The organism is Streptomyces sannanensis, from assembly GCF_039536205.1.
Taxonomy (GTDB): domain Bacteria; phylum Actinomycetota; class Actinomycetes; order Streptomycetales; family Streptomycetaceae; genus Streptomyces; species Streptomyces sannanensis.
In genome coordinates, this window is sequence record NZ_BAAAYL010000001.1 from 4,514,336 (window position 1) to 4,527,414 (window position 13,079).

The window sequence follows — 13,079 nt, forward strand, 5'->3', positions numbered from 1 at the left end:
AGGCGCCGCCCGCGACCGGAGACCGCCGTCAGGCCTCGAAGGTCGCCGCGAGCGCCTCTGCCAGGCCCGGGACCAGGTCGGCACCCGTGAGGACCTCCGTCGCGGAGTCCTTCTCACGCAGTCGCACCGCCGATTCGCGGGCCCCGTCGCGCAGCACCGCCACGGTCATCCGGACCTCCTGGCGCTCCGGGTGGGCGGCCACCCACTTCGCCAGGGCCTTCTCGTTCATTCCCTCGGGAACGGACGCCTCGGCGGACGGCGGCAGCATCAGCCGTTCCACGGTCAGCGCGCATCCGGCGACCGCGTCGGGCCAGGCGATGGTGGCGAGGAACTCGTCCAGCGGGGCATCCGCCGGAATCTCGTCCTGTTCGATGGGGGTGAGCGGGGCGGCTGCCTCGTCTTCGTCGAGACCGAGCTGGGCGGCGAGCGCCGGCTCCTGGGCGCGCAGCTGTGCGGTGTCGACGAGCGCGAAGAGCCGGGCGGGCTGGTCCCAGCCGAGCCCGGAGGCGTACTCGTCGATCTCGAGCACGGCTCGGGTGAGCGGGCTCGCGGCCATCGGGGGGCCTGAGGGGGAAACGTTGGACATGGTCAATATCCTGCCTCCTTCCCACCCCGGATCGGGAACTGGTTAAAGCCTCAGTAAGTTGCATGAGTGGGCCTCTACGATCGCAGGGGCCTGTTTCATGACGATCGCGAACTTCGAGGTGCGCACGTTGGCTTTCCAGATGCCGGACCGCGGCGGAGGCCCTTCCGGGCCACGGATCAGAGTCGGCCGCCCGTCCCGGCGGGCCCGGACCCTTCTCATGACACTGGGCGTGCTGGCCGTGCTGGCCATGGCGTTCGTCATGTTCTCCGGGTTCTGGACGGACTGGCTGTGGTACCGCTCGGTCGACTACTCGTCCGTCTTCACCACCCAGCTGTGGACCAAGATCGGGCTGTTCCTCGTCTTCGGACTGCTGATGGCCGTGGCCGTCGGTCTGAACATCTGGCTCGCCTACCGGCTGCGGCCGCCGCTGAGCGCGATGTCCCTGGAGCAGCAGAGCCTGGACCGCTACCGCATGGGCATCGCCCCGTACAAGCGGTGGGTGCTGCTGGCGGTCACGTCGCTGGTCGGACTGATCGCCGGCGCCTCCGCCTCCTCCCAGTGGCGCACCTGGCTGACGTGGGTGAACGGTGTGTCCTTCGGCCAGAAGGACCCGCAGTTCAAGATGGACGTGTCGTTCTACGCGTTCGACCTGCCCTGGTACCGCTTCCTGCTGGGCTTCGGCTTCGCCGCCACCGTGCTGTCGCTGATCGCCGCCGTCCTGGTGCACTACCTGTACGGGGGCCTGCGCATCACCAGCCCCGGCGGGCGGGCCACGGCCGCGGCCACCGGCCACCTGTCGGTGCTGCTGGGCGTCTTCGTCTCGCTCAAGGCCGTGGCGTACTGGCTCGACCGGTACGGCCTGGCGGTGAAGTCCAGTGACTTCAAGGCCACGGACAGCTGGACCGGTCTGCGGTACGTCGACGCCAACGCCTACCTCCCGGCCAAGACCATCCTGTTCTGCATCGCCGTCATCTGCGCGCTGCTGTTCTTCGCGACGCTGTGGCGCCGCACCTGGCAGCTGCCGGTGATCGGCTTCGGTCTGATGGTCCTCTCGGCGGTCCTGATCGGCGGGCTGTACCCGGCGATCGTGCAGAAGTTCCAGGTCCAGCCGAACGAGCAGGCCAAGGAATCGCCGTACATCAAGAAGAACATCGACGCCACGCGTGAGGCGTACGACATCGACGACGCGAAGGTCACCGACTACTCGGGCAAGAACGACGCCTCGGACCCCAAGAAGCTGCGCGAGGCATCCGACACGGCGGCCAGCTACCGGCTGATCGACCCCAACGTCGTCTCGCCGGCCTTCCAGCAGCTCCAGCAGGAGCGTAAGTACTACCAGTTCCCCTCGACCCTCGACGTCGACCGCTACAAGGGTCCCGACGGCAAGGAACAGGACACGGTCATCGGTCTGCGCGAGCTCGACATCACGGGCATCCCCAAGCGCAACTGGATCAACGACCACTTCACCTACACCCACGGCTACGGCGCCGTCGCCGCCAAGGGCACCGGCACGGACTCCACCGGCTCCCCGGACTTCACCGAGTCGGGCCTGCCGGCCAAGGGTGAGCTCCCCGCGCACGAGCAGCGGATCTACTACGGCGAGAAGACCAAGCAGTACTCGATCGTCGGCGGTCCGCAGAAGGAGCTCGACTACGAGGACAACGGCGAGAAGACCACCAGCTACAAGGGCAAGAGCGGGGTGGACATCAGTAACCCGCTGAACCGCGCGGCCTATGCGGTGGCCTTCAACGAGCCGCAGATCTTCTACTCCGGCGCCATCGGCGAGGGCTCGCGGATCCTCTACAACCGCACGCCCAAGGAGCGCGTCGAGGCCGTCGCCCCCTGGCTGACGATCGACGGCGACGCCTACCCGGCGGTGGTCGACGGCAAGATCCAGTGGATCGTCGACGCGTACACCACGACCAACGGCTACCCCTACGCCTCGCGTACGACGCTGGGCGAGACCACGGCCGACGCGCTGACCGACACCCAGCGCGCGGTGGTCGCCCAGCAGAACCAGGTCAACTACATCCGCAACTCGGTGAAGGCCACCGTCGACGCGTACGACGGCACGGTCACGCTCTACCAGTGGGACACCGAGGACCCGGTGCTCAAGACCTGGATGAAGGCGTTCCCGGGCACGGTGAAGCCGAAGAGCGACATCGCTCCGGACCTGATGGAGCATCTGCGCTACCCGCAGGACCTGTTCAAGGTGCAGCGCGAGCTGCTCACCCGCTACCACGTCACCGACCCCGCGCAGTTCTACAGCGGCAGTGACGCCTGGCAGGTGCCGGACGACCCGACCAACCGGCAGAGCAACGCCGTCCCGCCGTACTACCTCTCGATGAAGATGCCGGGTCAGCAGGACCAGAAGTTCTCGCTGACCACGACCTTCACGCCGAACGGCCGGCCCAACCTCGGTGCCTTCATGGCCGTCGACGCCGATGCCGCCAGCAAGGACTACGGCACGATAAGGCTGTTGAAAGTCACCTCCAACGTGCTGGGCCCGCAGCAGGTGCAGAGCAAGCTCAACGGCCTTCCCGAGGTCGCCGAGTTCGTCCGCAACCTCAAGGGAACCGACTCCGAGATCGATTACGGCAATCTGCTGACGGTGCCGCTCGACGGCGGGTTCCTCTACATCGAGCCCGTATATGCACGAGGTGGCACGGCGAACTACCCGCTGCTCAAGAAGGTGGGTGTCTCCTATGGGGACAAGACCGTCTTCGAGGACAGCCTGACCGAGGCGCTGAACGCGGTCTTCGGGGTCGAGGGCACCACCCCGCCGACGACGCAGCCGCCCACGACCAAGCCGCCGACGACCAAGCCGCCGGTCACCGGGAGCACCCCGCTGGCACAGGCCATCGCGGATGCCCAGAAGGCGTACGACGCCGGTCAGGAGGCGCTGAAGAAGGGCGACTGGACCGCGTACGGCAAGGCGCAGCAGGACCTGCAGGACGCACTGCGCCGGGCGTCCGAGGCCGGGGCCGCACCGCAGCCCCGAAGCGGCAGCAAGGGCAGCTGAGCCGGGCCCGCTCCGCGTCGTGCTAAGGTGGTGACACAACGACGCGGGGTGGAGCAGCTCGGTAGCTCGCTGGGCTCATAACCCAGAGGTCGCAGGTTCAAATCCTGTCCCCGCTACTGAGAACGAGGGGCCCGGATCCATCAGGATCCGGGCCCCTCGTCTTGTTTTTTGGGGGGGGGCATCGGCCGCGCCTTGCAGGGGAGTTGGGGGACAGACGTGTTTGACTTATCTCTCTGTGGGCATGTCGACAAAACGCTGAAGTGACCTCACTGGCTGCGGTATACCGGGTGTACGGCGGTTATGGGTGGTGCGACGATGGTATTTATGGGGGACAGGGCAACTCTGTTGGAATCAGAGCGGTTTGGGCAGATGCGTTCCGATGTGGCCGAGGTGACCAACTCGGTCGAGGAGGAAGCACGGCACCGGCGCGCCGCTGACAGCGGTGACACCGCGGCCATGAGCGTTCTCGGATCCCTGTTGCTGCGCCGGGGCGACCTCGACGGCGCCGAGCCCTATCTGCGCGGTGCGACCGCGGACGGAGACCGGGCAGCCGCGAACAACCTGGGCGTACTTCTCCATCAGCGCGGCTACCCCGACGAGGCGGCCGGCTGGTGGCGCATCGCCGCCGTCGGCGGCTCCGCGGCGGCCGCGCACGCCCTCGGCCGCCACTACCGCGAGCGCGGCGACGAGCCCGCCGCCGAGTACTGGCTGCGCCAGTCGGCCGAGCAGGGCCATGCCCTCGGCGCGTACGCCCTCGCCGACCTCCTGGAGCACCGCAGCGACATGGGAGCCGAGCGCTGGCTGCGTGCCGCCGCGGAGCGGGGGCACCGGGAGGCCGCGTACCGGCTTGCCCGCACGCTCGAGCGGCGTGCGGCGGAAAAGGGGCCCGCCGTCACCGACTTCGCCACCGGCACCGGCTGGGATCCCTTCCCCACGGGCACGGGCCGCCGCGACGCCGGTGTCTACGACACCGGCACGGCGTTGGGCGCGGACCGCTGGGCGCTGACCGACACGGGGGTCCACCGCAGCCTTTCGGCCGGAGCCGGTGCCGACGCCCCCGGTCGGGCGGGCCGGACGCCGGACGGGCAGGGGAGTGACGCCCCTCGCGGACTCTCTCTCATCGATGAGGCCGAGCAGTGGTACCGGCAGGCCGCCGCTCGGGGGCACCGGCGGGCGGCACTGCACCTCGGGGCGATCCTGGAGAAGCGCGGCGAGCTCAAGGAGGCCGGCCGCTGGTATCTGACCTCGGCCAAGGACGGCGAGCCCCGTGCCGCCTGCGCCCTCGCCTTCCTCCTCAAGGACGCCGGCGACGAGGAGAGCGCCGCCATCTGGTGGCTGCGTGCCGCCCAGGACGGCGACGGCAACGCCGCCAACGCGCTGGGCGCGCTGCACACGGCACGCGGTGAGTCGCAGACCGCCGAACGCTGGTACCGCGCCGCCCTGGACGCGGGCGACATCAACGGCGCGTACAACCTCGGGCTGCTCTGCTCCGCCCAGGACCGCACCGCACAGGCCGAGCAGTGGTACCGCCGCGCCGCCTACGCGGGCCACCGCGAGGCCGCCAACGCCCTCGCCATCCTGCTGCTGCAGGGCGGCGATCCGATGGGCGCCGAGCCCTGGTTCTCCAAGGCGGCCGAGGCCGGCAGTGTGGACGCCGCCTTCAATCTCGGCATCCTGCACGCGGGCCGGGACGACGACGGGACGGCTCTGGAGTGGTACGAGCGTGCGGCGGCCGCCGGGCACACCGAGGCCGCGCTCCAGGTCGGCATCGCCCTGCTCCGGGACGGCGACGAGCACGAGGCCGAGCGGCATCTGCGCTGCGCGGCGGGCGGCGGCAGCGCCGAGGGAGCCTTCCGGCTTGCCACCGTGCTCGACGCGCGGCAGCCGCCACCGGGACAGCCCGCACTGGGCGAGCCGCGGAAGGCCAAGACCGAGTGCGAGGAGTGGTACGAGCGCGCCGCGGAGCAGGGCCATCGCCGCGCCCAGGTGCGCGTCGGCATGCTCGCGGCCGACCGCGGCGATGTGCGGGAGGCCGCCCGCTGGTACCGCGAGGCCGCCGAGGCCGGCAGCCGCAACGGCGCCTTCAACCTCGGGTTGCTGCTCGCCCGCGAGGGCAGCGAAGCGGAGGCGGCCCTGTGGTGGACGAGGGCCGCGCACGACGGGCACGGCCGCGCCGCACTGCGCCTGGCGCTGCTCGCCGCCCGTCGCGGCGAGCTGGCCGAGGGCCGACGCTGGTGCGCCAAGGCCGTGGAGCTCGGCCCGGCGGAGGTCACCGAGCGGGCGGCCCGGCTGCGCGACGCGCTCCACCAGGAGCTCACCGCGTAGCGGGCGTCATACGGATTTGCCCTGGTCGCCGGTGTCGCGTACTGTTGGGTTCACCGACGCGGGGTGGAGCAGCTCGGTAGCTCGCTGGGCTCATAACCCAGAGGTCGCAGGTTCAAATCCTGTCCCCGCTACTCAGACCGAAGGCCCGGATCCTCAGGATCCGGGCCTTCGGTGTGTATACGCACCGCAAAGGCCCCCGGCGCTCGCCGGGGGCCTTTCGTGCCACTTGTGGGCGTCAGGCTGACGCGCAGTCCGGGCAGAGGCCTCGGTACGTCACCTCGACATCCGAGACCGTGAATCCGAAGCGCTCGGAGTCCGGCAGGTCCGCGAGCGGGTTCCCGGAGGGGTGTACGTCACGGATGGCGCCGCATCGCGCACACACCAGGTGCTGGTGCGGGCGGTGCGCGTTCGGGTCGTACCGCTTGGCGCGGCGGTCGGTGGACACCTCGAGGACTTCCCCCAGGGACACCAGCTCGCCCAGCGTGTTGTACACGGTCGCCCGGGAGATCTCCGGCAGCTTCGCAACGGCGCGCGCGTGCACCTCGTCGGCCGTCAGATGTACGTGGTCCCCGGCGAGGACCTCGGCCACGACCCGCCGCTGTGCGGTCATCCGCCAGCCGCGTCCGCGAAGTCGTTCCAGCAGGTCACTCATGGAAGTCAGCCTAACAGGGAGCGGACCCATGTCCCGATCGAGTGTGACTTTGGAATGTTGCTTGACTTGGACAAAGTCCAATGTAGGATCGAGTGCCGGCGAACGTCGAGGGACAGGACTTGCAGAAAATGACGCAGGAGGCGCACGTGACGCAGGGACCGCTCACCACGGAGGCCGGCGCGCCGGTCGCCGACAACCAGAACAGCGAGACGGCGGGCGTCGGCGGTCCGGTCCTCGTACAGGACCAGCTGCTGCTCGAGAAGCTCGCGCATTTCAACCGTGAGCGCATCCCGGAGCGCGTGGTGCACGCCCGTGGCGCCGGCGCCTACGGCACGTTCACGGTGACCGCCGATGTCACCCGGTACACCCGCGCGAAGTTCCTCTCCGAGGTCGGCAAGCAGACCGAGACCTTCCTGCGGTTCTCGACCGTCGCGGGCAACCTCGGCTCTGCCGACGCGGTCCGCGACCCGCGCGGCTTCGCGCTGAAGTTCTACACCGAAGAGGGCAACTACGACCTCGTCGGCAACAACACCCCGGTGTTCTTCATCAAGGACGCCATCAAGTTCCCCGACTTCATTCACACCCAGAAGCGCGACCCGTACACCGGTTCGCAGGAGGCCGACAACGTCTGGGACTTCTGGGGCCTGTCGCCCGAGTCCACGCACCAGGTGACCTGGCTGTTCGGTGACCGCGGCATCCCCGCCTCGTACCGCCACATGAACGGCTACGGCTCGCACACCTACCAGTGGAACAACGAGGCCGGCGAGGTCTTCTGGGTCAAGTACCACTTCAAGACCGACCAGGGCATCAAGAACCTCACCCAGGCCGAAGCCGACAAGCTCGCCGGCGAGGACCCGGACAGCCACCAGCGCGACCTGCGCGAGGCCATCGAGCGCGGCGACTTCCCGAGCTGGACCGTGCAGGTGCAGATCATGCCGGCGGCCGAGGCGGCGAACTACCGCTTCAACCCGTTCGACCTCACCAAGGTGTGGCCGCACGAGGACTACCCGCCGATCGAGATCGGCAAGCTGGAGCTCAATCGCAACCCGGAGAACGTCTTCGCCGAGGTCGAGCAGTCCGTCTTCTCGCCGGCCCACTTCGTGCCGGGCATCGGCCCGTCCCCGGACAAGATGCTCCAGGGCCGTCTCTTCGCGTACGGCGACGCCCACCGCTACCGCGTCGGCATCAACGCCGACCACCTGCCGGTGAACCGTCCGCACGCCACCGAGGCGCACACCAACTCCCGTGACGGCTACCTCTACGACGGCCGCCACAAGGGCGCGAAGAACTACGAGCCGAACAGCTTCGGCGGTCCGTTCCAGACGGACAGGCCGCTGTGGCAGCCCATCCCCGTCTCCGGCGAGACCGGCGAACCCGCGGCCCCGGCCCACGCCGAGGACGACGACTTCGTCCAGGCCGGCAACCTCTACCGCCTGATGTCCGAGGACGAGAAGGGCCGTCTGATCGAGAACCTGGCGGGCTTCATCGCCAAGGTCTCGCGCGACGACATCGCCGAGCGTGCGATCGACAACTTCCGTCAGGCCGACGGAGACTTCGGCAAGCGGCTCGAGGCGGCGGTCCAGGCCTTGCGCGGCTGACCCCCCCTTTGCGGCTGAACCTCCCCCAGTCGCTCTCGCGGAGGTGGTTGCTCGCCGTCAGGGTTGCTCAAGCTCGCTGAGTCAAGAGGGCCGGATCCCCTGTCAGTGCTGACAACGGGGGCCGGCCCTCTCGGGTTTCAGCTCGCCAGCTCGGTCGTCCGGTGCCTGCTCGGCGCCCAGCAGCGGATGATGTCACGTACGGAGACGATGCCGACGGGCCCGTCGTTGTCGAGCACGACGAGATGGCGGAAGCCGCCGCGTGTCATGGCGTGCGCGGCTTCGTCCAGGGTCCAGACGGGTGCGGCGAAGACGACGTCGGTGGTGGTGTGGGCGGCCGCCCGCTCCAGGTCGGGATTCTGACCCCGGCCGAGGGAGTTGAGGATGTCGCGCTCGGTGAGGATGCCGAGCCCGCTGGTGTCGGGGTCGAGGACTACGGCCGCTCCGACGTGGCGGGCGGCCATCAGCCGGGCCGCCTGACGGAGGGTGTGGGCGGGACCGATGGTGAGGACCATCGTGCTCATGGCGTCACGGACGAGCATGAACGGAGCCACCTCCTTGGTGAATTGCCCTTGAGAGAGAATTCACAAGTTCACAAGTGGGGGGACTCTCAGAGTCGCACGGCCCGCGAGGGTCAACAAGGGGTCAACGAGCGGTCAAGAGGGCGAAAGCGGAACGTACATGGGGCGCACATGTCCCTTGACGCTCCGTCACTGTGCTGCGACGGGCTCCATCATCGAGCCCGTGCAGCGTTTGCGGTCGTCACACCTGGCCCGGACCGCCGTCGGCCGTGTCCCCCACATGGCGCAGCAGCTCGTCGTGGAGCAGACCGTTGGAGGCGGCCGCGTTGCCGCTGTGCGGCCCGTCCCGGCCGTCGAGGCCGGTGAAGCGCCCGCCCGCCTCCTGGACGACGATCACATTCGCGGCCATGTCCCACAGCGACAGCTCCGGCTCGGCGCAGATGTCCACCGAGCCCTCGGCGACCATCATGTACGGCCAGAAGTCGCCGTACGCGCGGGTGCGCCAGCATGCCCGGGTGAGATCGAGGAAGCCGTCCAGCCGGCCCCGCTCCTCCCAGCCGCTCAGCGAGGAGTACGCGAACGACGCGTCCGCGAGCTGCGAGACGTTCGAGACGTGGATCCGGGTCGCCGACGCCAGGCTGCGCCCGGTGTACGCCCCCAGGCCCTTCGCCGCCCACCATCGCCGCCCCAGAGCGGGCGCCGACACCACGCCCACGACCGGGTGGTACCCTCCCTCGCCCGCCTCCATCAGGGAGATCAGGGTCGCCCAGACCGGCACCCCGCGGACGTAGTTCTTGGTGCCGTCGATCGGGTCGACGACCCAGCGGCGCGGGCCGGTGCCCTCGAGGCCGTACTCCTCGCCGAGAACCGCGTCACGCGGCCTGGCACGTGACAGCTGCCCGCGGATCAGCTCCTCGGCGGCCTTGTCGGCCTCGCTCACCGGAGTCATGTCCGGCTTGGTCTCGACCTTGAGGTCCAGGGCCTTGAACCGCTCCATCGTCGCGGCGTCGGCCGCGTCCGCGAGGACATGGGCGAGGCGGAGGTCATCGTGGTAGTCGGCCATGACCGGCACTCTATCGGCCCCGCCCGCGCGGGGCCCGGCACGTCCAGGGCCCGGCTCGGCCATGGACAGCGCGGTACGGCGAGTCGACCCGGCCGCGCGGCCGGCGCTGCCGTACGTCGTGGCGCCGGGCGACGGGGACGCGGGACGGCTGGTACGGGCCCCGGTCAGTGGCCGGATCCGGACAGCTGCAGCCCGATGACGCCGGCGATCACCAGCGCGATCGAGACGAGTTTGAGCGTGGAGACCACCTCACCGAGGAAGACCATGCCGTAGATGGCGGTGCCCGAGGCGCCGATGCCGGTCCACACCGCGTACGCCGGGCCCACATCGAGCTTGCGCAGCGAGAGCGTCAGCAGACCGAAGCTGCCCAGCGCGAAGGCGCAGAACGCGACCGTCGGCCAGAGCCTGGTGAAGCCGTGGGAAAGCTTGAGGCCGACCGCGAAGCCGGTCTCGAGGAGACCGGCGACGACGACCATCAGCCACGCCATGGCCATGTCCCAGTGCCTCCCGCATCCCCGGCTGACCGCTTCGTCATCCCTTGGTGCGATTAGCACTTACCATCCGCGGCGCAGGCCAAACCTTGCGGGCCAGGCCCTGTCCGGCCGGTCATGCCGGGCTCGCGGCGGCCGGCACCGCACCTCTCCCCCGTAGCCCTTCGGGCACGGGAGGTACCCCCACCGTTGTCGTCGATCGCCGATGTCCGCTGGGGGTGCCCCGAGGGTGCCCCCGGGCACGCACGCTCGCTGCGTTGGCCGAAAACCCAAGGAGCGCTGCTACGAGGGTCTTCGGCCGCCTTGCGATCGCACGCGCCGGACGCCGCTCCTTGACGGGCAAACGTTGCCGGTCACGGCACTAGTAGTCGCCCTCGCGCCGCTCCCGGGCGGCGAGCAGCCGCCGCAGCGAGTACAGCCGGGCCGGTTCCGCATGGCCCTCCGCCACCCAGGCGTCCAGCGCGCAGTCCTGCTCGTCGTGGCTGCACGCCCGCGGGCAGTCCACCGTGCCGGGCTCCAGGTCGGGGAAGGCGTGGATGACCCGCGACGGGTCCACATGGTTCAGGCCGAAGGAGCGCACGCCCGGAGTGTCGATCACCCAGCCGTCGCCGCCCTCCAGCGGCAGCGCCAGGGCCGAGGTGGTGGTGTGCCGGCCGCGTCCGGTGACCGCGTTGACCCGCCCGGTGATACGCCGCCTGCCCTCCGGGACCAGCTCGTTGACCAGCGTCGTCTTGCCCACGCCGGAGTGGCCGACGAAGGCCGTGACCCGCCCGTCGAGATGCTCCCGCACCAGATCGGCCGCCTCGCCCTTGGACAGCTCCTCGCGGCTGGTCACCACATAGGGCACGCCCAGCGGCGCGTAGGTCTCCAGCAGTGGTCCCGCCGGGGCCAGGTCGGACTTCGTCAGCACCAGCAGCGGCTCGAGCCCACCGTCGTACGCGGCGACCAGACAGCGGTCGATCAGCCGCGGGCGCGGCTCGGGGTCGGCCAGGGCGGTGACGATGGCGAGCTGGTCGGCGTTGGCGACGACCACGCGCTCGTAGGGATCGTCGTCGTCGGCGGTGCGCCGCAGCACCGAGGCGCGCTCCTCGATCCGTACGATCCGCGCGAGTGTGTCCTTGTCACCGGACAGATCGCCGACCAGGCCCACCCGGTCACCCACGACCGCGGCCTTGCGGCCCAGTTCGCGGGCCTTCATGGCGACGACCGTGCGGTCCTCCACGAGACAGGTGATCCGGCCCCGGTCGACGGTCAGGACGAAGCCCTCGACCGCGTCCTCGTGCTTAGGACGGATGCTGCTGCGGGGCCGGTTCCCCTTGCGGTTGGGACGGACCCGGACGTCGTCCTCGTCGGTGTGCTTGCCGTAGCGGCGCATTGCTCAGTATCCCGTCAGTTTCCCGCGAGCATGCCGGTCCACATCCGCGGGAAATCGGGCAGCGTCTTGGCCGTGGTCGCCACGTTCTCGATCCGAACTCCCTCGACGGCAAGACCGATGATCGCGCCCGCGGTCGCCATGCGGTGGTCGTCGTACGTGTGGAAGATCCCGCCGTGCAGCGTGCGCGGCCGGATGTGCAGACCGTCCTCGGTCTCGGTGACCTCGCCGCCGAGTCCGTTGATCTCCTTGGTGAGGGCGGCCAGCCGGTCGGTCTCGTGCAACCGCAGATGGGCCACACCGCGGAGGGTCGACGGCGAGTCGGCCAGCGCCGCTACGGCGGCGATGCCCGGGGTCAGCTCGCCGACCTCGGAGAGGTCCACATCGATGCCGTGGACACGGCCCGTACCGGTGAAGACCAGACCCCGCTCGGTGAGCTCGCAGGAGCCGCCCATCTCGGTGAAGATCTGCCGCAGCTGGTCACCCGGCTGAGTGGTGCGCTCGGGCCAGTCGGGGATCACCACACGGCCGCCCGTGATCAGGGCCGCCGCCAGGAACGGCTGGGCGTTGGACAGGTCCGGCTCGACGACGAGGTCACGGCCGAGGAGCGCGCTGGGGGAGACCCGCCAGACATTCGGCTCACCGCCCGTCTCCGGCTCGTCCACCTGGGCGCCGACCACACGCAGCATGTCCACGGTCATCCGGATGTGCGGCACGGACGGCAGGGTCGCGCCGACGTGCCGTACCTCCACGCCCTGGTTGAAGCGCGGGGCGGACAGCAGCAGCGCGCTGACGAACTGCGAGGACGACGAGGCGTCGATCTCCACCCGGCCGCCGTCCAGCGCCCCGCCGCCGTGCACGGTCATCGGCAGCGAGCCGCGGCCGTCGTCGTCGATCCGGGCGCCGAGCGCGCGGAGCGCGTCGATCACACCGGTCAGCGGACGCTCGTAAGAACGCGGATCGCCGTCGAACCGCACCGGGCCGTCGGCCAGCGCGGCGACGGGCGGCAGGAAGCGCATCACGGTGCCGGCGTTGCCGACGTCCACCGTCGCGTGGCCGTGCAGCGCCGCGGGGATGACCCGCCAGGCCTCACCGGAGCCGTCCGGGCCTACGCCTTCCTCGATGCCGACGCCGAGGGCACGCAGGGCCCCGGCCATCAGCAGGGTGTCGCGCGAGCGCAGCGGTCGGCGCAGCCAGCCGGGCTCCGCGGCGAGCGCCGCCAGGACCAGTCCGCGGTTGGTGACCGATTTGGACCCGGGCACGGTGACGGTCGCGTCGACGGCTCCGTCAGCGAGCGGGGCCGGCCACAGGGCGGGGTGCACGGGGGTTTCGGTCATGGACTTCACTTTACTGAGGTTCGCGTGATGAGACGGACGGCGTCCGGGCGGCGGACACGACAGCCCTGCCGGGGTCCGGCCCCCGGCGGAGCCGCAATGGGAAGCAGTGGCCCCC

The 13,079-nt window shown here is 70.1% G+C and carries 10 protein-coding genes and 2 tRNA genes; 5 read left to right on the forward strand and 7 right to left on the reverse strand.

Annotated elements, in window-relative coordinates; genetic code table 11:
- Window positions 1-28: 28 nt before the first annotated feature.
- The gene (locus tag ABD858_RS21415) at window positions 29-586 is read right to left on the reverse strand and encodes a PPA1309 family protein (protein WP_345040040.1); all 558 of its coding nucleotides are present in this window, start codon (window positions 584-586) and stop codon (window positions 29-31) included.
- Window positions 587-725: 139 nt separating this feature from the next.
- Between ABD858_RS21415 and ABD858_RS21420 the strand changes: the two genes are divergently transcribed.
- The 4 genes from ABD858_RS21420 to ABD858_RS21435 all read left to right on the forward strand — a co-directional run bounded on the left by ABD858_RS21420 (window position 726) and on the right by ABD858_RS21435 (window position 6,064).
- Window positions 726-3,608 carry a UPF0182 family membrane protein gene (locus tag ABD858_RS21420; RefSeq protein WP_345044748.1) on the forward strand — a complete coding sequence of 961 codons (2,883 nt, stop codon included), beginning with the start codon at window positions 726-728 and terminating at the stop codon, window positions 3,606-3,608.
- A 42-nt stretch (window positions 3,609-3,650) separates the two neighbouring features.
- Window positions 3,651-3,724 (forward strand) — tRNA-Met (locus tag ABD858_RS21425).
- A gap of 253 nt (window positions 3,725-3,977) precedes the next feature.
- Entirely contained in the window at window positions 3,978-5,933 is a 1,956-nt protein-coding gene (locus ABD858_RS21430) for a tetratricopeptide repeat protein (protein WP_425586236.1), read from the forward strand.
- A 57-nt stretch (window positions 5,934-5,990) separates the two neighbouring features.
- Window positions 5,991-6,064, forward strand: a tRNA-Met gene (locus ABD858_RS21435).
- Between the two features lie 104 nt (window positions 6,065-6,168).
- Here ABD858_RS21435 and ABD858_RS21440 read toward each other — a convergent pair.
- The gene (locus ABD858_RS21440; protein WP_345040044.1) at window positions 6,169-6,585 is read right to left on the reverse strand and encodes a Fur family transcriptional regulator; all 417 of its coding nucleotides are present in this window, start codon (window positions 6,583-6,585) and stop codon (window positions 6,169-6,171) included.
- Between the two features lie 146 nt (window positions 6,586-6,731).
- On the opposite strand from ABD858_RS21440, the gene ABD858_RS21445 reads away from it, so the two are divergent.
- On the forward strand, window positions 6,732-8,183 hold the full coding sequence (locus tag ABD858_RS21445; protein WP_345040047.1) for a catalase: 1,452 nt from the start codon (window positions 6,732-6,734) through the stop codon (window positions 8,181-8,183).
- Between the two features lie 137 nt (window positions 8,184-8,320).
- Here the strand turns inward: ABD858_RS21445 and ABD858_RS21450 are convergent, their stop codons facing one another.
- From ABD858_RS21450 to aroA, 5 genes are all read right to left on the reverse strand, one after another.
- Window positions 8,321-8,722, reverse strand: coding sequence for a CBS domain-containing protein (locus ABD858_RS21450; RefSeq protein ID WP_345040049.1), 402 nt, complete (start codon window positions 8,720-8,722; stop codon window positions 8,321-8,323).
- Window positions 8,723-8,942: 220 nt separating this feature from the next.
- Complete coding sequence (gene hisN / locus ABD858_RS21455; protein WP_345040052.1) at window positions 8,943-9,764, reverse strand: histidinol-phosphatase; 822 nt, start codon at window positions 9,762-9,764, stop codon at window positions 8,943-8,945.
- A 164-nt stretch (window positions 9,765-9,928) separates the two neighbouring features.
- Window positions 9,929-10,252: a DMT family transporter gene (locus tag ABD858_RS21460; protein ID WP_345044751.1), complete on the reverse strand. Its 324-nt coding sequence runs from the start codon at window positions 10,250-10,252 to the stop codon at window positions 9,929-9,931.
- Between the two features lie 364 nt (window positions 10,253-10,616).
- The gene (gene rsgA / locus ABD858_RS21465) at window positions 10,617-11,630 is read right to left on the reverse strand and encodes a ribosome small subunit-dependent GTPase A (RefSeq protein ID WP_345040054.1); all 1,014 of its coding nucleotides are present in this window, start codon (window positions 11,628-11,630) and stop codon (window positions 10,617-10,619) included.
- 14 nt (window positions 11,631-11,644) lie between these two features.
- On the reverse strand, window positions 11,645-12,964 hold the full coding sequence (aroA, locus tag ABD858_RS21470) for a 3-phosphoshikimate 1-carboxyvinyltransferase (protein WP_345040057.1): 1,320 nt from the start codon (window positions 12,962-12,964) through the stop codon (window positions 11,645-11,647).
- Window positions 12,965-13,079: the final 115 nt, after the last annotated feature.